The organism is Cupriavidus sp. GW821-FHT02F09 (genome assembly GCF_059421605.1).
The window spans coordinates 61,796-80,377 of the sequence record NZ_JBWKVH010000035.1; the positions used below are offsets into that span (position 1 = coordinate 61,796).

Annotated in this window: 15 protein-coding genes; 3 read left to right on the plus strand and 12 right to left on the minus strand. The window is 64.5% G+C overall.

Going from position 1 to position 18,582, the window contains the following annotated elements:
* Positions 1-189 precede the first annotated feature (189 nt).
* The 4 genes from AC07XB_RS29025 to AC07XB_RS29040 form a co-directional block, all read right to left on the minus strand.
* Positions 190-516: a hypothetical protein gene (locus AC07XB_RS29025; protein ID WP_492830859.1), complete on the minus strand. Its 327-nt coding sequence runs from the start codon at positions 514-516 to the stop codon at positions 190-192.
* Positions 517-610: 94 nt separating this feature from the next.
* Positions 611-1,444 (minus strand): shikimate dehydrogenase family protein, encoded by an 834-nt coding sequence (locus tag AC07XB_RS29030; RefSeq protein WP_492830860.1) that lies wholly within the window; start codon positions 1,442-1,444, stop codon positions 611-613.
* A 93-nt stretch (positions 1,445-1,537) separates the two neighbouring features.
* Positions 1,538-2,887, minus strand: coding sequence for an MFS transporter (locus AC07XB_RS29035; protein WP_492830861.1), 1,350 nt, complete (start codon positions 2,885-2,887; stop codon positions 1,538-1,540).
* 63 nt (positions 2,888-2,950) lie between these two features.
* The gene (locus AC07XB_RS29040; RefSeq protein ID WP_492830862.1) at positions 2,951-3,796 is read right to left on the minus strand and encodes a sugar phosphate isomerase/epimerase family protein; all 846 of its coding nucleotides are present in this window, start codon (positions 3,794-3,796) and stop codon (positions 2,951-2,953) included.
* Between the two features lie 179 nt (positions 3,797-3,975).
* Here AC07XB_RS29040 and AC07XB_RS29045 point away from each other — a divergent pair, with 179 nt between their 5' ends.
* Positions 3,976-4,758: an IclR family transcriptional regulator gene (locus tag AC07XB_RS29045; RefSeq protein ID WP_492830863.1), complete on the plus strand. Its 783-nt coding sequence runs from the start codon at positions 3,976-3,978 to the stop codon at positions 4,756-4,758.
* Between the two features lie 398 nt (positions 4,759-5,156).
* Here AC07XB_RS29045 and AC07XB_RS29050 read toward each other — a convergent pair whose 3' ends face one another.
* The 4 genes from AC07XB_RS29050 to mfd form a co-directional block, all read right to left on the minus strand.
* The gene (locus AC07XB_RS29050; protein ID WP_492830864.1) at positions 5,157-6,533 is read right to left on the minus strand and encodes an amidohydrolase; all 1,377 of its coding nucleotides are present in this window, start codon (positions 6,531-6,533) and stop codon (positions 5,157-5,159) included.
* 60 nt (positions 6,534-6,593) lie between these two features.
* Entirely contained in the window at positions 6,594-7,898 is a 1,305-nt protein-coding gene (locus AC07XB_RS29055) for an MFS transporter (RefSeq protein WP_492372837.1), read from the minus strand.
* A gap of 97 nt (positions 7,899-7,995) precedes the next feature.
* Positions 7,996-9,201, minus strand: a complete 1,206-nt coding sequence (gene argE, locus AC07XB_RS29060) for an acetylornithine deacetylase (protein ID WP_477134981.1) — start codon at positions 9,199-9,201, stop codon at positions 7,996-7,998.
* A gap of 158 nt (positions 9,202-9,359) precedes the next feature.
* Positions 9,360-12,821 (minus strand): transcription-repair coupling factor, encoded by a 3,462-nt coding sequence (gene mfd / locus AC07XB_RS29065; RefSeq protein WP_492830865.1) that lies wholly within the window; start codon positions 12,819-12,821, stop codon positions 9,360-9,362.
* Between the two features lie 264 nt (positions 12,822-13,085).
* Here mfd and ispD point away from each other — a divergent pair, with 264 nt between their 5' ends.
* Together ispD and ispF are read left to right on the plus strand one after the other, a co-directional pair.
* Positions 13,086-13,886: a 2-C-methyl-D-erythritol 4-phosphate cytidylyltransferase gene (gene ispD, locus AC07XB_RS29070; protein ID WP_492372839.1), complete on the plus strand. Its 801-nt coding sequence runs from the start codon at positions 13,086-13,088 to the stop codon at positions 13,884-13,886.
* Positions 13,887-13,976: 90 nt separating this feature from the next.
* Positions 13,977-14,486 (plus strand): 2-C-methyl-D-erythritol 2,4-cyclodiphosphate synthase, encoded by a 510-nt coding sequence (gene ispF / locus AC07XB_RS29075; RefSeq protein WP_150987634.1) that lies wholly within the window; start codon positions 13,977-13,979, stop codon positions 14,484-14,486.
* A gap of 46 nt (positions 14,487-14,532) precedes the next feature.
* Here ispF and AC07XB_RS29080 read toward each other — a convergent pair whose 3' ends face one another.
* From AC07XB_RS29080 to AC07XB_RS29095, 4 genes are all read right to left on the minus strand, one after another.
* Positions 14,533-15,114: a GNAT family N-acetyltransferase gene (locus AC07XB_RS29080; RefSeq protein ID WP_492372840.1), complete on the minus strand. Its 582-nt coding sequence runs from the start codon at positions 15,112-15,114 to the stop codon at positions 14,533-14,535.
* A 230-nt stretch (positions 15,115-15,344) separates the two neighbouring features.
* On the minus strand, positions 15,345-15,866 hold the full coding sequence (locus tag AC07XB_RS29085) for a carboxymuconolactone decarboxylase family protein (RefSeq protein ID WP_006155913.1): 522 nt from the start codon (positions 15,864-15,866) through the stop codon (positions 15,345-15,347).
* A 141-nt stretch (positions 15,867-16,007) separates the two neighbouring features.
* Entirely contained in the window at positions 16,008-16,556 is a 549-nt protein-coding gene (locus AC07XB_RS29090; protein ID WP_043345420.1) for a peroxiredoxin, read from the minus strand.
* A gap of 299 nt (positions 16,557-16,855) precedes the next feature.
* Positions 16,856-18,157, minus strand: coding sequence for an MFS transporter (locus tag AC07XB_RS29095; protein WP_174424477.1), 1,302 nt, complete (start codon positions 18,155-18,157; stop codon positions 16,856-16,858).
* Positions 18,158-18,582: the final 425 nt, after the last annotated feature.

Sequence of the window (18,582 nt, forward strand, 5' to 3'; positions counted from 1 at the left end):
GCCGTTGTTCTCCGACCAATTTCAGCCCTCCGGGTGCGTGCCGCACATTGTCTCCATCCCTGCTACCATGCCCAGCGCATCCCCACGCGGCTGCTTCGATCCCGCAGGCGACAGAACGCGAGCCGCGCATCGAACGGCTTCAGTTGGTACCACGCGCTTGGGCAGGGACTGGTGTGTCGTGCGAGGATTTCAAGTGCGCCGGAAGGGGCTTGCTCGCTTTCTCTTGGCCGGCGTGAACTGAAACCGGGCCTGGTCGAAGCCGGCGCGTTGGCTTAGGAGCGCTTCGCCGTCGATGCGCTCGGCCAGGCTCTCCATGTCGCGCTCTGTCACGCCGGCCTGCGCGAAGTGTTCCTGCCAGGCGTTCACGGCGTCGATGAGGGTGGCAATTTCGGCCGCGGCCTCCGAGGGCAGCAGGCCGAATGCATCGCACTGCGACATCGCGTTTTGGAGCGTCGAGTCCCGGCCATGAGCGCCGCAGATGAATTCCTGGTACCCCTGACCAGATCGTCGCGGCATGGACCTACTTGTGCGGATGCTATCTGCAATCGGTACCGATGCGCCGCACCCGCTCAGGAAGGCCGCGAAGTACCGCGACGACCCGCCATTCGAATCAACAATTGCCGTGAACGGGTCTCGTGACACCGAAGAACTCGGCATACAGTTGGATTTGCGGCGTTAGCATGTGAATGCCGGGGTGCGTCTTGAGCCCGCGTTTGACCGCACACTTGAGCAGTCGGGTTTCGGCCGGTTTCATGATGATGTCGGTAACGATCGCATGCCGCGGCAAATCATCGATAGGGAACGGAATGGGATCGTGCGCATTCAGTCCGACCGGACTTGCATTGATCGCCATGTCCACGTCATTCAAGGTCGGGTTCGCCAAAGAAATCGCTACCTCTGGCTTGTATGCATTCAAGCGGTCGGCCAGATCGTCGGCCCTGCTCGCCAATGTGTCGGTCAGCATCACGCGTCTGACGCCCGCTTGAACGAGCGCTGTGGCAATTGCTGCCCCCGCTCCTCCAGCGCCGAAAAGTGCGACGAGTTTGCCGGCTGGTTCGTGCGCCTGCGCGCGCAAGCCCTGCACGAATCCCAAGCCATCCAAGTTCTCGGCGAACCAACTGCCGTCGGGATCGCGCCGCAGGACGTTGGCGGAGCCTGCCAACCCGACCGTCGTACTGACCCGATCGGCGTGCGAGCAGATGGCGAACTTGTGCGGGATAGTGACCACAATCCCGTCGAGGTTCTCCATGCGCTTGAGCCCTTCGACCACGGTCTTCAACTGTCCCGGTCTGACGTGTACGGGAATCGTGACCGCGTCCGCGTTAAGTTCCAGGAAGAGGCGGTTCAGTAGCACGGGGGCCTGCACCTGCCCAACGGGATCGCCCAACACCGCGAATAGGCGTGTTGTGCCTTGTGGGCTGGGAATCAAAAGAGATTGCGTCATGACTCAGTCTCCGGCGATCGGGCCGTGTAGAAGATTTGGCTGACATGTGAGACGCCTCGGTCGAAGACCCTGGCGGGCGAGGCAAGTGCCGGCTCACATTGCAGGCGCCTTGCGTGCGATCATGTTCGTGGCGTTGTGCCGCCCCTTGATGTAGGCCGCCGCAATCGCGATACCAATCGGAAAGGTCAGGGCCATGAAGAGCTGGCCGAAGTCCCATTTCAGGGCCAGTAGTACTGCGCCGAGGGACGCGCCGGAGATCGCACCGAACCGGCCGATGCCGGTCATCCAACTGGTCCCCGTCGCACGCATTTCCGTCGGGTAGTAGCCCGCAGCCATAGCAGTCCAGCCCGTGTTGGCCGAGTTGATGCAAAAGCCAAGCAAGAAGACCAGCCCCATCAGCATATCGACACTATGATGCTGAGAGCCAATCGCCACCGTGAACAATGCTGCGCCGAGCAGCGTCCCGATCATGACCTTGTGCGGGTTGAATCGATCCATTTCCCAGCCGATGACAATGTTGCCGAGCGTGCCGCCGACTTGGAGCATGGCGCCGACAAGCGCCGCGTCGGCCAGCGTGAAGCCGTCGTCCTTGACCATGATCGGCAGCCAACTGTTGAGGAAGTAGACGGTCAAGAGATTCATGAATAGCCCGGCCCACAGGGCGAGGGTCACTGCCGCATGCGGTTTGGAGACAATGAGCTTGATGGCACTCTTGCCCACATGTTCACGTTCAGGCGTCACGAACTCGGTCGCCGGGTCGGCCGTCTCAGGAGCAATCGCGTTGACAATGTGCAGCAGTTCGCCATGACCGCCATGCCTGACAGCCAAGAACTTCACGGACTCGGGCAGAAGGAAGCAGAGCAACAGCGCGAAGGCGATCGGCACCACACCACCTACGACGAGGATCGACGCCCAGCCATGTGTCGTGATCAGATAGTTGGCAAGGAAGCCACCACCTGCGGCGCCAAGCGTGAAGCCGCAGTAGACAACTGTCACCATCAGTGAACGGTACTTCTTCGGGGCGTATTCGGAGACCAGCGTCGCAGCATTTGGTTGCGATGCGCCGAGGCCCAGACCGGTCAGGAATCGCAGGACCGACAGCACCGCGATGTTTGGGGACCACGCCGATGCCAGGCTCATGAGGCCGAAGAAGAAGACCGCGCCAATAATGACCTTGCGCCGGCCGAAGCGGTCCGCTAGCGGGCCCCCCGTCAGCGCGCCAATCGCCAGCCCGAACAGCCCCATGCTCAGTACCGGTCCAAGCGCCTCGCGCGGAATCTTCCAGTCCGCGACGAGGGCGGGCGCAATAAAGCCCATTGCCACGATGTCGAATCCGTCGAGGATCAGGATGGTCAAGCACAGCAGAAGGATCTTCCAGTGAAAAGAGCCGAATGGCCTGGAGTCCAAAAACTCCTGGACGTTGATCTGACTGGGCGCTTTCATGAATGTCTCCGTTATTTTGTAGAGGGCAACGTTTCCAATGCGCCCGGCGGGGCGGGGCGACGTCTAGAGCAAGCCGCGCATGTAGTCGAGGCTGTCGGCGATGGCCTGTTCGTCGCCGCCAAAGGCGGGATGCAGATAGTCGATTTCCAGCGCGAGCAGGCCGGTGTATCCGTGCTTGCGCAGCACGTCGAAAGTTCGCGGAATGTCGATGAGGCCCTTGCCGAGGGGAACGCTCGGCCAAAAGGCGAACTCTCGGGGATTGCCACTTCTGGCAGCGACATCTTTCACATGCGTGGCGCGTGCATAGGGGGCCAGTTTCTCAATCGCGACCATCGGGTCTTCCAGCATGCGCAGGTTGTTGGCGGTGTCCAGGCAAACGCCCAGCCAGGGGGAGTCGATGGTTTGGATCAACTCAACCAGTTCGTCGGCCAGAAAGTCGATGTGGTTCTCGATGGCGAGCACGACACCGTGCTGCTCGGCATGCGCTATCGCGTTGCGCAGCAATGGGACCAATTTGCCCTTGTGCGTGCCCCATTCGGCCGGTCGCGTGCGACGGCCGCCACAGCAGATACGCATCACTTTGGCGCCGATCGCCGCAGCGATCTCGGTGTGACGATTGAGATCCTCAACTTCTTCCGGCGCATCGCCCGATTGGAGCCCACTCGGGTGACCCCAAGCCCACACCCGTTCCAGTCCGCGCTCGTCCAGGTCCTCGCGCAACTGGCTCACGGCCTCGGGAGTCAGGCTTGGCAGGAAGCAGGATTCAAGCGATACGCCGTCCACGCCGAGGCTGCTTGCCCGCTGGAGAAAGCCCCGCATGGTCATGCGTGAACCGGGATCATCTTCGATGCCAGGGTAAACCTCGCCGAAGTATCGGTGAAAGCAATAGGAGTCGATGGCAAGTTTCATGGCGTATCCCTGGAAGATTCGACGGCAGTGCCGCGGCGGTCTTGTTTGGAATACGATACCAAATGGATGTTGATTCCAATAAAGGTGTTTACCCTTACTCTTGGGGTGGTGCGGGATGGAGTTGGATCCCAGTTGGGTTAGCATTTCACCAATTCGTCCATCCCCCAAAGGAAACGCTTATGGCCTCAGTCCGCGACCGCGCTCTATCCATCCTCGAATTACTCGCCCGCCATGTGCGCGGGCTGCCGATGTTTGAGATTGCCGACCGCCTGGACATCCCGCGGACGGCGACGCACCGTCTGCTGGGTGAGCTCAAGGAGATGGGTTACGTGAAACACGACCAGAGCAAGTCTCAATACATGCTGACGGTCAAGCTCGCGTCGCTGGGCCTCGGCTATCTGGCTGCCACCGGCATTGCCGATGTCGCGCAGCCCCTGCTGGACGATCTCGCCGAAGCCAGCGGGGAGTTGGCGCGGCTCGCCGTTATCGAAGACAGTCAGCTGATTTGGGTCGCGAAGGCCCAAGGCTCGCATTCCGGTCTTCGTTACGACCCGGATGCTGGTCTGGACGTGTATCTGCCTGCTACCGCGAACGGATTGGCGTGGCTTGCGGCCGTGAGTGAGGAGCGCGCACTGGAGTTGGTTGCCCTACAGGGTATGGAGCGCGCTCGAGAGATGGGTCCGAGCGCACCGCAGACTTTGCGCGCGCTCATGGAGCAGGTGGAGCAGACGCGGCAACGAGGTTATGCGGTCGTCTTCGACGCCTACGAAGCTGGCACCAGCGCTTTGGCGGCAGTAGTCCGGAGACAGAACGGTGGCGAGCCTATCGGCACCGTTAGCATTGCCGGCCCATCGGTGCGAATGACCAAGGAGCGCATGGAGGCACTGGCTCCCCTTGTTCAGGAGTGCGCCAGTGCATTGGCACTGGCAAGCGTCAGTTCACCCATGTTTGCTCGCGGCTGATTTCCCTAACCCGCTCCAGCCAGTCTGCCTCAGCATCTTGCCTCGAAGTTCCTGTGCTTGCTTGGCACGACGCTAAGCAGGGAGGCCATACCCAACCAGGTTCCCACTAGAGCTGCAGTTCGGCATATGCCGGAGAAGATGCCGGAGAAGATGGGGATCCCGGCTGCCGGCTTCAGGACGATTTCCGCAACTGCATGCCGATTGTTGGCACAGGATGACCGTTGTCGGGCCGCTTCGGCAGTTCGCCCATGCAAGCGTGGATGGCCGGAGAGGCCGCCAGTTCAGTCATCCGGCCATGCATCGCTGGATGGCCATGACTGGCCGAGGCCGTCATGGCCCATAACAGCCCTCCAGACAGACGAGATCACCTCCGATCATCGTCTGCCCGGCAATCCCCCTTATCGCTGCGCCATCGTCATATAGTCGACCGTCAGACCAGCTAGCGCCCTGACCCCATTCACCAGCGCGGCCTCATCCACATAGAATTCCGGCGAGTGGTTGGATGCTGCCTTGGCCACGTCCACGCCTTTGGGCGTGACGCCCAGGTTGAAGAACAACCCCGGCACCTTCTCCTGATAGAAGGAGAAATCCTCCGACGCCGTGGCCTTGGGCGCGATCATCCAGTTGCCATCGCCGGCCACGCGCTTGAGCGTGGGCGCCATCTTGTCGGTCAGCGCGGGCTGGTTGACGGTGGCGTTGTAAAGCTCCACGACCTTGAAGGTGGCCTCGGCGCCGGCGCTGCTGGCGATGGCTTCGGTGGTGCGCTTCATGCGGGCATGGATGTCCTTTTTCATGCCTTCGTCATAGGTGCGCACCGTGCCCATCATTTCGACTTTCTCCGGCACGATGTTCATGCGGTTGCCGCCGTGGATGGTGCCAACCGTGATCACCGAAGGCTCCAGCATGGCGTTGACCTGGCGGCTCTGGATGGTCTGCAGGCCGAGCACGATCTGCGAGGCCACCACGATCGGGTCGATGCCGCCCCAGGGGCGCGCGCCATGGGTCTGGCGGCCCTTGACGTCGATCCAGAACTGGTCGGCGGCGGCCATCGACGGGCCGCTGCGCCAGGCCAGCTTGCCCGACTCGATGCCGCTGCTCACGTGCAGGCCGAAGATGGCATCCACCTTGGGATTGTCCAGCACGCCTTCGGCCACCATCTGCTTGGCGCCCCACATATTGCTGCCGTTGGGCTCGAAATCCGCCGGGCTTTCCTCGGCCGGCTGGAAGATGAACTTGACCGTGCCGGGCAACTGGTCCTTCATGCCGGCCAGCACCTCGGCCGTGGCCATGAGAATCGCGACGTGGGTGTCGTGCCCGCAGGCGTGCATCACGTCCACTTCCTTGCCCAGGTACTGCCCCTTGGCCTTGGAGGCAAAGGGCACGTCCACGCGCTCCTTCACCGGCAGCGCATCCATGTCCGCGCGCAGCGCCACCACGGGGCCCGGCTTGCCGCCCTTGAGCACGCCCACCACGCCGGTCTTGGCGACCCCCGTCTTCACTTCCATGCCGAGCTTGCGCAGATGGTCCGCCACCAACTTGGAGGTACGGACTTCATAGTTGCCAAGTTCGGGATGCTGGTGGATGTCGCGGCGCCAGGCGATCAGCTGTGCTTCGACGGCCTTGGCGCGGGTCTCGATCTGCGCCTGCAGGCTCTCGCTGCCGGTGGCTTGCGCCTGCGCGGCGGCGGGTGCCAGGCACAGCAGGCCGGCGGCCAGCGCGAGGGCGGAAACGCCGGCGCGCAGCGCGGCAGGGGAACGGGCTTGGCGTGCTGCCATGAAGACTCCTTTTTTATTTTTTCGTGATGGAACGGGATGAAAAAACCAACGCATGCGCGGCTAGCGGATGCCAAGGCGCGCGCGCGTCTGGGCCAGCGCCACCAGACTGATCGACGCGCAGGCCATCAGGTAGAAGCTCGGCGCCAGCTTGCTGCCGGTGGCACCGATCAGCCAGGTCAGGATGAAGGGCGCGAACCCGCCGAACAGCGTCACCGCGATGTTGTACGAGAGCGAGAGGCCCGTGGTGCGTGTCTTGACCGGGAAGATCTCCGACGCCAGCGCGGGCAGCGCGCCGAAGTACAGCGTCATCATCAGCCCCAGCACCACCTGCACCGCCAGCATCACGCTGAAGCCGGGATAGTGGCTGAGCAGCCAGAACAGCGGCCAGATCGACACCAGCAACAGCAGCGCGGCGAGGCGCATGGGTGGGATGCGGCCATAGCGATCCGACCAGTGCCCGACCAGCGGGGCGAACAGCATCTGCACCACGCCCGTGGCCAGCGTGGCGGCAAACGCCGCCGAGGGCGGCAGGCCGAGCTGCTTGACCGCGTAGGTGGGCATGTACAGCACCAGGTAGGTCGACACCGTGGCGACGATGACCACGCCCATGGCCAGCAGCAGGCGCTCCTTCTGGTGGCTGAGCGTGTCGCGCAGCGGTGTTTCGGTGGTCTCGGCCTGGAGGAATTCAGGGGTTTCGTCGACGTGGCGGCGGATGTAGTACGCCACCGGGCCGATCAGCAGGCCAAAGAGGAAGGGCACGCGCCAGCCCCAGGATTGCATCTGGTCGGGCGTGAGCGTGGTGGTGAGCACCGCGCCAAAGCCCGCGGCAAGCAGGGTGGTCAGGCCTTGGCTGGCGACCTGGAAGCTGGAGTAGAAACCGCGCCGGTTGGGCGCGTGCTCGGCCAGGAAGGCGGTGGCGCTGCCGAATTCGCCGCCAGCCGAGAAGCCCTGGATCATGCGCGCTGCCACGATGCCGATGGGCGCCATGACGCCGATCGCGGCATAGGTGGGTAGTAGCGCGATGATCAGCGTGCCCACCATCATCAGCAGGATGGAGAGCGTCAGCGCGGCGCGCCGGCCTTTGCGGTCGGCATAGACGCCGATCACGACCGCGCCCAGCGGCCGCATGAAGAACGACACGCCGAAGGTGCCCAGTGTCAGCAGCAGCGAGGTGTTTTCATCGTGGTTGGGAAAGAACAGCGCGGAGATGGTGACGGCAAAAAAGCCGTAGACGACCAGGTCGAACCACTCCAGCGCATTGCCGATCGAGGCTGAGATCACCGCGCGCCAGGGATGGCGCGAGGCGGGCGCTGCCGATGCTGCCGCGCCGCTGTTGCTGCTACCGCTTGCCGATACTGCTGTCATGGTGTCTCCGGGTTATTTTTTGGACATGACGCAACCACCGGCCCGCAGGTTTAGCGGGCCGGCTACAACGGAAAACGAGGAAAACGAGGAAAACGGCTTAGTTCACGCGCAGGCTGTCGACCACCTTGTGCAGGAAGGCTTCGCAGGCGGCGAGCTGGTCCAGTGCGACGAACTCGTCGGGCTTGTGGGCCTGCTCGATATCGCCGGGGCCGCACACCACGGCCGGGATGCCGGCGCGCTGGAACAGGCCGGCCTCGGTGCCGTAGGCGACCTTGTTGACGTCGCGGTCGGCGGTCAGCGCGCGCACCAGTTGCGTGATGGCGGCCTGCTCGGCCACGTCGAGCGAGGGCGCGGCGGCGATCTTGTTGATGGTCAGGCCCGCGTCGGCATGCTCGGCGCGCATTTTCGGCAGCAGCACGTCGTTGGCGTAGCCCTGGATGCGGGCAAAGATGGCTTCCGGATCGACGCCCGGCAGGTTGCGGAATTCGAACACGAACTCGCACAGCGCCGGAATGGTGTTGAGCGCGATGCCGCCGTGGATGGTGCCGGTCTGGGCCGTGGTGAAGGGCACATCGAAGTCGCGGTCGTAAGGGCCGTTGGCCTTGAACTCGTCGGCGATGTCGCGGATATGGCAGATCAGGCGGGCGGCGTACTCGATGGCGTTGACGCCCTTGGGCGTGAGCGACGAATGCGCGGCCTGGCCCTTGACGCAGCAGCGGTAGGCGTTGATGCCCTTGTGCGCGACGATCACGCGCATGCTGGTGGGCTCGCCGACGATGCAGCCGCCCGGGGTCACGCCGCGTTCGCGCAGTTCCGCCAGCAGGTAGGGGGCACCCATGCAGCCGATCTCTTCGTCGAAGGACAGCGCATAGTGCACCGGCTCACGCAGCCTGGCCTCAAGCAGCGTGGGCAGCAGCGCCAGGCTGGTGCCGATGAAGCCCTTCATGTCGCAGGTGCCGCGCCCGTACAGGCGGCCATCGCGGATCACCGGCTTGAACGGGTCGGTGGTCCAGTTCTGGCCGTCCACCGGCACCACGTCGGTATGGCCCGACAGCACGATGCCGCCATCGGTGCTGCCGTTGGCGGCGGGCACGGTGACGAACAGGTTGGCCTTGTCGCCCTGCGGGTTGTAGCTCAGGTGGGGACGCAGGCCCTTGGCCAGGAAATGATCGCGCACGGCTTCGATCAGGCCGAGGTTGGAGTGGCGGCTGGTGGTGTCGTAGCTGACCAGGCGCTGGGTCCAGTCGAGCGCGCTGCCGCGGGTTGCGGCATCGGCAGGCTTGCTGAGGGTATCGGCTTGCATGGCGGTTGGCTTTGGGTAACGTGTTAAGTAAATGATGCTACACCGTGCTGGCTCGTCGGTCCATGCACGGTGCACCATCGTGGCCCGCCGCGGCGGCGGCGCGCCGCAAACGGGGTACTGTGGAGCAATGATCAGGCCATTCAGACCATTCAGACCATTCAGGCCAGTTGGCGCAGGGTGTGCTTGATGGTCTGCGCGCGCACTGCCACATCCGGCATCTTGGCCTCGATGCGCAGCTTGTCCTGTCCTGCCAGCTTGATATGGCGGTTCTTCTGCACCAGCTCGATGATCTTCATGGCGTCGATCGGCGGGTTGGGCAGGAACTGCATGCTGATGGCCGCGTCGCTGGCGTCGATCTTGCGCACGCCCAGCGGCACCGCCGCGATGCGCAGGCGGTGCGTCTCGATCAGCGCTTGCGCCTGCGGCGGCAGGCGGCCGAAGCGGTCGATCAGCTCTTCCTGGATATCGTCCACGCGCTCGGCCGTCTCGCAATTGGCCAGGCGCTTGTACAGCGAGAGGCGCTCGTGCACATCGGTGCAATAGTCGCTGGGCAGCAGGGCCGGGGTGCCCAGGTTGATTTCGGTGGTCACGGCCAGCGGCGCCATCAGGTCCGGTTCCTTGCCGGCCTTGAGCGACTTGACGGCGGCGTTGAGCATGTCGGTGTAGAGCTGGAAGCCGATCTCGTGGATCTCGCCCGATTGCTTGTCGCCCAGCACTTCGCCCGCGCCGCGGATTTCCAGGTCGTGCATGGCCAGGTAGAAGCCCGAGCCCAGTTCTTCCATTTGCTGGATGGCTTCGAGCCGGCGCTGCGCCAGCTTGCTCAGGCCTTCGACATCGTGCACCAGCATGTAGGCATAGGCCTGGTGGTGCGAGCGCCCGACGCGGCCGCGCAACTGGTGCAGCTGCGCCAGGCCGAATTTGTCGGAGCGGTGGATCAGGATGGTGTTGGCGGTCGGCACGTCGATGCCGGTCTCGATGATGGTGGTGCACAGCAGGATGTTGTCGCGGCGTGCCACGAAGTCACGCATTACGCGCTCCAGCTCGCGCTCGTGCATCTGGCCGTGCGCCACCGCGATGCGCGCTTCCGGCACCAGCTCGGCGAGCTTGGCGCGCTTGTTCTCGATGGTGTCGACCTCGTTGTGCAGGAAGTAGACCTGGCCGCCGCGCTTGAGCTCGCGCAGGATGGCCTCGCGCACCACGCCGTCTTCCTCGCGGCGCACGAAGGTCTTGATGGCCAGGCGCTTTTGCGGCGCGGTGGCAATCACGGAGAAGTCGCGCAGGCCTTCGAGCGCCATGCCCAGCGTGCGGGGAATCGGCGTGGCGGTCAGCGTGAGCACGTCGACCTCGGCGCGCAGGGTCTTGAGCATTTCCTTCTGGCGCACGCCAAAGCGGTGTTCCTCATCGATGACGACCAGCCCCAGGCGCTGGAACTTGACGTCGTCCGACAGCATCTTGTGGGTGCCGATCACGATGTCGGCGGTGCCGTCGTTGATCTGCTTGATGGCGCCGTCGATCTCCTTCTTGGTCTTGAAGCGCGACAACTCCACGATGCGCACCGGCCATTCGGCGAAGCGGTCGGACAGATTCTGGAAATGCTGCTCGGCCAGCAGCGTGGTGGGCGCCAGGATGGCCACCTGCTTGCCGCCCATGACCGCGACGAAGGCGGCGCGCAATGCGACTTCGGTCTTGCCGAAGCCCACGTCGCCGCACACCAGCCGGTCCATTGGCTTGCCCGAGGTCATGTCGGCGATCACCGCGGCGATGGCTGCGGCCTGGTCCGGCGTTTCCTCGAAGCCGAAGCTCTCGGCAAACTTCTCGTAGTCCCTGGGCGTGAGCTCGAAGGCATGGCCCTGGCGCAAGGCGCGGCGCGCGTACAGGTTGAGCAGCTCGGCGGCCGTATCGCGGATCTGCTGCGCGGCTTTGCGTTTCGCGCGGTCCCATTGGCCGGAGCCCAGCGAGTGCAGCGGCGCGGTGTCCGGATCGGCGCCGGAGTAGCGCGAGATTACATGCAACTGGTGCACCGGCACGTACAGCTTGCTGCCTTTCTCGTAGTCCAGGTGCAGGAATTCCTCCTCGCCCTGGCCCAGGTCCAGCGAGACCAGGCCCTGGTAGCGGCCAATGCCGTGCTCGCTGTGCACGACCGGATCGCCGATCTTGAGCTCGGCCAGGTCGCGCACCATCGAGTCGACGGCGCTGGCCTGTTCCTGCTTGCGCCGGCCCGTGCGGCGCGCGGTGCCGGCATACAGCTCGGCCTCGGTGACAAAGGCCAGCGGCTCGATGCCTTGCGCGCCGGGCACGGCAAAGCCGCTTTGCAGCGGCGCCACCACGATGGAGAAATGCGAATCTCCCGCCAGGAAGGCGGCGTAATCATCGATCGGCTGCGGGCGCAGCCTGCTTTCGCCGAACAGCTGCAGCAACGTTTCGCGCCGTCCGGCGGAATCCGCGCACATCAGCACGCGCCGGTCTTTTTTCAGCAGCAACGCTTCCAGGTTGACTAGCGGGTCTTCCGCGCGCCGGTTGACCGAGACATCGGGCAGGGACTCAGCCAGCGGCACGGTGTCGCCGGTAGCGGTGCCTTGCAGCACGAGCCGCGCCAGCGGCTTTGCACCTGCGAAGAACTGCTCTTCCGAAAGGAACAGCGCGGCGGGGGGCAGCAGCGGCCGCTCGCGGTCATGGCGCATGAAGTTGTAGCGCTGCGTGGTGTCGGCCCAGAAGCGGTGGATGGCGTCCGGCACATCGCCGGCAAAGGCGAGCTGGCTGTTGGCGGGCAGGTATTCGAAGACGGTGGCCGAGCTTTCAAAGAACAATGGCAGGTAGTACTCGATGCCGGCCGACGGCACGCCATTGCCAATGTCCTTGTAGATCGTCGACTTGCTCGGGTCGCCTTCGAACAGTTCGCGCCAGCGGCCGCGAAACGCGGTGCGCGCGGCGTCGTCGAGCGGGAACTCGCGGCCCGGCAGCAAGCGCACTTCCTTCACGGGGTACAGGCTGCGCTGCGTGTCGGGATCGAAGGCGCGGATGGTTTCGATCTCGTCGCCGAACAGGTCGATCCGGTACGGCAGCGGCGAGCCCATCGGGAACAGGTCGATCAGGCCGCCGCGCACGCTGTACTCGCCGGGACGCATCACGGCGCTGACATGCTCATAGCCGGCCAGCGTGAACTGCGCCTTGAGCGCGGCTTCGTCCAGCTTCTCGCCCTGCTTGAAGAAGAAGGTGTAGGCCGCCAGGAAGGCGGGCGGCGCCAGCCGGTAGAGCGCGGTCTGCGCCGGCACCAGCATGATGTCGCACTGGCCGCCCTGGATGTCGTGCAGCGTGGCGAGCCGCTCCGAAACCAGATCCTGGTGCGGCGAGAAGCTGTCGTAGGGCAAGGTTTCCCAGTCGGGCAGCAGGCGCACCCGCAGGCCCGGCGCGAACCAGGGGATTTCCTCGGCCAGCCGCTGCGCGTCGACCGCGTTGGCGCACACCACTGCCAGCATCGGCACACGCTCGCGGTGCTGGCTGGCGTAGGCGGCCAGCGCCAGGGCGTCGGCGGAGCCGGGCAGGCCGGACACGGTATAGCGCTGGCCGGCCTTGACCAAGGGGAGGTTGGCGAAGGGGGCGGGGCGATTGGCTTCAGGCATCGGGTACGGGCTGGCTTGTTGACGGCTTTCAGGCGTTGCGGGGCTAAAAGAGCGCGGCGATGCAACAGCGACACCCCGCCGGCATCGCGGGCGGGGAGTGGGCGAAGCATGCGGCGCCCGGCGGGCGCTCGCGCTGATCGACGCCCGCATGTCCGCGAGCGAAGGCCGTATTATAGAATGCGCTCCGAATCCGCGTTTTCAATGCCGCGCTTCCCGCTCCCCTGCCATGGCAGGGGCCCCGAAGCCTTGCGCCATGCTCCTGGCATGGCGCTCACCTTGTCCCTCACGCTATCCGTGTCTGCTCGCCGATTTGCCCTCATCCCCTGTGCCGGTACCGGCAGCCGCGCGGGCGGCAGCCTGCCCAAGCAATACCAGACCGTGGCCGGCCGGCCGATGATCTGGTACGCGCTCGCCGCTTTTGCCGCCTGCGATGCCATCAGCGCCACCGCGCTGGTGCTGGCGCCCGACGATATGCCGCTGGAGTCCCGCTTCGGCGTGGCGGCGTTTGCCGGCCTGCGTTTTGACACTGCCTTCGTGGGTGGCGATACGCGCCATGCCTCGGTGCTGGCTGGCCTGCATCACCTGGCGCAACTCGGCGCCACGGACCGCGACTGGGTGCTGGTGCATGATGCGGCCCGCCCGGGCCTGACGCCCGCCATGATCCACGCGCTGGTACGCGCGGTGGAGGGCGACGGCGCAGACGAAGACGGCCCCGACGCAGCCATCGGCGGCATCCTGGCGGTGCCGGTGCCCGATACGCTCAAGCGCGCCGATGCGCCCCCCGGCGGGCAGTCGGCGGCGGTGGTGCGCATCGGCGCGACGGTCTCGCGCGAGGGCTTGTGGCAGGCGCAGACCCCGCAGATGTTCCGCCTGGGTGTTTTGCGACAGGCGCTGCAGGAAGCGCTGGCCGCGGGCGCCGTGGTGACCGACGAGGCCAGCGCGATCGAGCGGCTGGGTCTGCATCCGCGCCTGGTCAATGGCTCGCTGCGCAATTTCAAAGTGACCTACCCCGAGGATTTCGCGCTGGCCGAGTTGCTGCTGGGCGAGGGTGCTGGCAAGCCCTGACCGTCATCCTCGTGCATTACCAGCCATCCCCACCGATCCCTATCCATTCCTATCCATCCCCCGTTCCGATCCTGAAGGAGAATTGCTCCCATGACCCCATTCGATATCCGCGTCGGCCAAGGCTATGACGTGCACGCGCTGGTGCCGGGCCGCAAGCTCATCCTGGGCGGCGTGGACATTCCCCATGACCGCGGCCTGCTGGGCCATTCCGATGCGGACGCGCTGCTCCACGCCATCACCGATGCGCTGTTCGGCGCGGCCGGCCTGGGCGACATTGGCCGCCACTTTCCCGACACCGATCCGCGCTTTGCTGGAGCGGACAGCCGTGTGCTGCTGCGCGAGGCCGCGCGGCGCGTGCGCGAGGCAGGCTATGAAATCGGTAACGTGGATGCGACGGTGATCGCGCAGGCGCCGAAGCTGGCGCCGCATATCGGCGCCATGGTGGCGAACCTGGCGGAGGACCTGGGCTTGGCCGCCGCCAGCTGCAACGTCAAGGCCAAGACCAATGAGAAGCTGGGCTTCGAGGGGCGTCAGGAAGGTATCGTTGCGCAAGCTGTGGTGCTGATCTGGCGCGGCACGATCGTCTCCCCGCAGGATTGATGCGGGGCTGGTGCGGAGTTGTTGCAGGGCTGGGCGCTGTGGGCGCTCAGCTTCTTGCGGCCGTTCCGGTTGCGCTAGCGTTTTCGGGCGGGAGCGCGTAGAGGTAGTCGATCAGCCGGGCCATCGGGCCCGAGCGCGCACCGGCTTCGGTGCGTTTGACAAAACCCATCTGCTGGCACAGCTGGTTGGCGGATTTCATTTCCGGCATGGTGCGCACCAGCAGCGCGCCGGCGCCAATATCGCGCGCGCGCTGGATGCAGACCTGCATCAGCGTGCGGCCAAGGCCCAGTCCGCGTGCCTGCGGGCTGACCGCGAGCAGCCGGGCTTCCGGCAAGGCGAGCGTGATGGTGCTGCCGTCCAGCGCCTGCAACGTGGCGCCGGGGTGGCAGAACAACACCGCGCCGCTGATGCCGTGATCGGTTTCCGCCACCCACCATTCCATTTCCGAAGTCGACGCGGCCAGCACGGCTTTCATGCCTTGCTGGAAGGACTCGCGGCAGTCCTCCATGATCTCCAGCTCATATTGGCCATAGGCTTGCTGGGTCACGGCGGCAATGTCGCCCCAGTCCTGCACGGTGGCGAGGCGGTAGTGAAAGCGGGGGGAGGTATGCGAAGGAAGGGTGCTCATGGCAGAGGGGGCAAAGGCTGTGACCTTGCTGGATTGTAGGCCCTTCGGTGCACAAATGCAGTCAGTGAATTACCGACTTGGCGCGTGGGCAACAGGCTTGCGCTGACGCGCGCGGCATGCTGGGCAAGCCCCGCCGGCCTTGCGCCGCGGGGCTTTCGGGGAAGTACCGGAAGCACCATGCCGGGCCGTGCCGGGCCGGCGCGTGCCACCCGCAAGGCCTCGATACGGCCTTATTCCGCCGCGATGACGTTGGCAGCTGCCACGACCACGGCGGCAATGCGGCCCACGTCGCGCAGTTGCTGCGCGGTCATGCCTTGCTCGTTCTTGAGCAGCGCATAGTGCGACTTGATGCAGAAATGGCATTTGCCGACGATGGACGCGGCCAGCGCGTACATCTCGAAGCGGCGCTTGTCCACGCCGCCGTGCGTGGCATATGCATTCATGCGCAGGCCGGCCGGTTGCGTCGCGAGATCCTGGTCGTCGGCCATTTCCACGAACGGATACCAGACATTGTTCATGCCCATCAGCGCGGAGGCGGTGAGCACGGCATTGGTTTCCTCGGGCGAGAGCACACCCGCGTTGCGGATCGCGTCGACGATCACGCGGCTCTTGGCAGCAAACGCCGCGGCCAGCGCCACGGCCACCGCATCGTTGCCCTCGAGCGAGGAGCGGGCGATGGTGCCGTCGAGGTTCAGGCGGATATCCTTGGCGTAGTCAGGAATAAGGCCTTTAATCGTGCTGAGGAATTCCATACAAATCTCCTATCGGTGAGGTCTCAAAAAACCCGCCATGGCGGGTTTTGAGGCGCGGGCCAAAGCCCGGCGCGCAGATCGTCACAAATCGCCGGCAATCTCTCACCGGCAGTTTGTGCAGCATGTCAGCTGGTCGACAGCTTACAGCGTGGCACCGCCAACAGCGCGGTTGCACGGGCACAGCTCGTCGGTTTGCAGGCCGTCGAGGATACGCAGCACTTCGTCCGGGTTACGGCCGACGTTCAGGTTGTTCACCGACACGTGCTGGATGACATTGTCCGGATCGACGACGAAGGTAGCGCGCAGTGCGACGCCGGCAGCCTGGTCACGCACGCCCAGCTGGTCGATCAGCGAGCCGGTCACGTCGGCGAATTGCCATTGGTCCAGCTTGTTCAGGTCCTTGTGCTCACGGCGCCATGCCAGCTTCACGAATTCGTTGTCGGTCGAGCCGCCCAGCACGATCGCGTCGCGGTCGGCGAAGTCGCCGTTGAGCTTGGCGAAAGCAACGATTTCGGTCGGGCACACGAAGGTGAAGTCCTTCGGGTAGAAGTAAATGATCTTCCACTTGCCTTCGAACGACTTTTCGGTGATGTCTTCAAAGGCCGACTGGCCGTTCTCTTCGTGGTTGTTGAAACCCGGCTTGACACCGACGACGTGGAAGGCTTCGATCTTGTCACCAACGGTCTTCATAGACTGCTCCTGGATACGGTTGAAGAGAGACGCTCGCGCCGCAAGCCGGGCCATCCGCAACGGATAAGGCCAGGCTGCCGCGCAACGAACATGGATTATGCGTCATCCCCGGAGGGCGGGGCTAATTGATATTCTCAAAGAGCCCGATAGCCAAGCGCGGGGAGCCGCGTTGCCGGCCGCGCGCGGGCGCCGATTAGTGATGTTGGCGCCGTCATATTGCCGCGCGATGTCAGCCGCGGTGTTCGCAGCCGCCCTGCCGGAGCTGCGAGTCTACCCCAGCAGGGCCGCCCTCGTGAACCTCAGGCAGCCTTGGCCGCGGGCTCGACGTAGGCATGCTGCCGTCCGCCGCGGAAAATCACCAGCGTGGCGATCAGCCCGCATGCAGCGGCAAACATCAGCCACAGGCCAGGCGCGGCCTTGTTGCCGGTGCTGTGGATCAGGTAGGTCGAGATGGCCGGCGTGAAGCCGCCGAACAGGGCCGTGGCCAGGCTATACGCCAGCGAGAAGCCCGCCGTGCGCACCGCGGGCGGCATCACTTCGGTCAGGGTCACCACCATCGCGCCGTTGTAGCTGCCGTACAGGAAGGACAGCCACAACTCGACCATCAGCAGGCGGCTGAACGACGGCTCCGCCACCAGCCAGGACACCGCCGGATAGGCCGTGAGCAATGTGAGGATGGTGAAGATCACCAGCAGCGGCTTGCGGCCCACGCGGTCCGACAAGGCGCCCATCAGCGGCAGCCAGATGAAGTTGGACAGCCCCACGCACATGGTGACGATCAGGTTGTCGACGTCATCGAGCTTGAGCACGGTCTTGCCGAAGGTCGGCGTGTACGCGGTGATCATGTAGAACGACACCGTTGTCATCACAACCATCATGCAACCGGCCACGATGATGCGCCAGTTCTCCATCATCGAGCGATAGATCTCGCTGATGCTGGGGCGATGCTTACGGGTCTTGAACTCTTCGGTTTCTTCCAGCGAGCGGCGGATCAGGAAGAGGAACGGCACGATCAGGCAGCCGATCAGGAACGGAATGCGCCAGCCCCATTCGCCCATTTCCTCCGGCGACAGCATCGAGTGCAGCACCACGCCAAGCAGGCCGGCAAAGATCACCGCCACTTGCTGGCTGGCTGATTGCCAGGCCACGTAGAAGCCTTTCTTGCCGGGCTTGGCGATTTCCGCCAGGTACACCGACACGCCGCCCAGCTCAACGCCGGCGGAGAAGCCCTGCAGCAGCCGGCCCGCCAGCACCAGCAACGGTGCGGCCACGCCGATCGACGCATAGCCCGGCACGCAGGCGATCAGAAGGGTGCCGAGCGCCATCAGGACCAGCGTCATGATCAGGCCCTTGCGGCGGCCGTGGTGATCGATGTACGCGCCCAGGATGATGGCGCCAAGCGGACGCATCAGGAAGCCCGCGCCGAAGGTCGCGAGCGAGAGCATCAGCGAGGCGAACTCGTTGCCGCTGGGGAAGAACGTCTTGGCGATGGCGGCGGCGTAGAAGCCGTACACCATGAAGTCGTACATTTCCAGGAAGTTGCCGCTGACAACGCGGAACACGGTGCGGAACCCGTGTTGCTGGGAGGGGGAGCTTGACATGTTGCTGGTGTCTCTCGCAGTTGCCGCCGGTTGGTTCCGGTGGCTTGATTTTGATCGGGCGCCAGATGGGGGCGGCTTCCCCTTTTTCTGGGAAATAGCCTTGGCTGGGCTTGGTCTTTGGGGGTGCTGCTAACGGCGGCAAGTTTGCGCCGGGGGGGCTGTCATTACGCTGTCAAATGGCTTTCAGTTTGATATCAAACGCTGTCGAAAGCCTGTCAGTGGGATGAAGGGGGATGGGGGGATTAGGGTTAGTACGGAGGGGTGTGATTTTGCGGTAACTTGGGGGGCTGTGAGTGCAACTGTATGTGCAACTGCTTAACTTCAAAGTCAAAAGCTGAGAGTCAAAGGCAACTGCAGTTTCACCACCCCTGCGGGGCGGCGACCTACTTTTTTGTCTTGCCAAAAAAGTAGGCAAAAAAGGCGCG

Coding starts and splice junctions, on each gene's coding strand:
- AC07XB_RS29035 (WP_492830861.1), bottom strand. CDS start 2,887: ATGAAAGCGCCCAGTCAGATCAACGTCCAGGAGTTTTTGGACTCCAGG.
- AC07XB_RS29040 (WP_492830862.1), bottom strand. CDS start 3,796: ATGAAACTTGCCATCGACTCCTATTGCTTTCACCGATACTTCGGCGAG.
- AC07XB_RS29050 (WP_492830864.1), bottom strand. CDS start 6,533: ATGGCAGCACGCCAAGCCCGTTCCCCTGCCGCGCTGCGCGCCGGCGTT.
- AC07XB_RS29090 (WP_043345420.1), bottom strand. CDS start 16,556: ATGAAGACCGTTGGTGACAAGATCGAAGCCTTCCACGTCGTCGGTGTC.
- argE (WP_477134981.1), bottom strand. CDS start 9,201: ATGCAAGCCGATACCCTCAGCAAGCCTGCCGATGCCGCAACCCGCGGC.
- AC07XB_RS29045 (WP_492830863.1), top strand. CDS start 3,976: ATGGCCTCAGTCCGCGACCGCGCTCTATCCATCCTCGAATTACTCGCC.
- ispD (WP_492372839.1), top strand. CDS start 13,086: ATGGCGCTCACCTTGTCCCTCACGCTATCCGTGTCTGCTCGCCGATTT.
- AC07XB_RS29055 (WP_492372837.1), bottom strand. CDS start 7,898: ATGACAGCAGTATCGGCAAGCGGTAGCAGCAACAGCGGCGCGGCAGCA.
- AC07XB_RS29085 (WP_006155913.1), bottom strand. CDS start 15,866: ATGGAATTCCTCAGCACGATTAAAGGCCTTATTCCTGACTACGCCAAG.
- ispF (WP_150987634.1), top strand. CDS start 13,977: ATGACCCCATTCGATATCCGCGTCGGCCAAGGCTATGACGTGCACGCG.
- AC07XB_RS29095 (WP_174424477.1), bottom strand. CDS start 18,157: ATGTCAAGCTCCCCCTCCCAGCAACACGGGTTCCGCACCGTGTTCCGC.
- AC07XB_RS29025 (WP_492830859.1), bottom strand. CDS start 516: ATGCCGCGACGATCTGGTCAGGGGTACCAGGAATTCATCTGCGGCGCT.
- AC07XB_RS29080 (WP_492372840.1), bottom strand. CDS start 15,114: ATGAGCACCCTTCCTTCGCATACCTCCCCCCGCTTTCACTACCGCCTC.
- mfd (WP_492830865.1), bottom strand. CDS start 12,821: ATGCCTGAAGCCAATCGCCCCGCCCCCTTCGCCAACCTCCCCTTGGTC.
- AC07XB_RS29030 (WP_492830860.1), bottom strand. CDS start 1,444: ATGACGCAATCTCTTTTGATTCCCAGCCCACAAGGCACAACACGCCTA.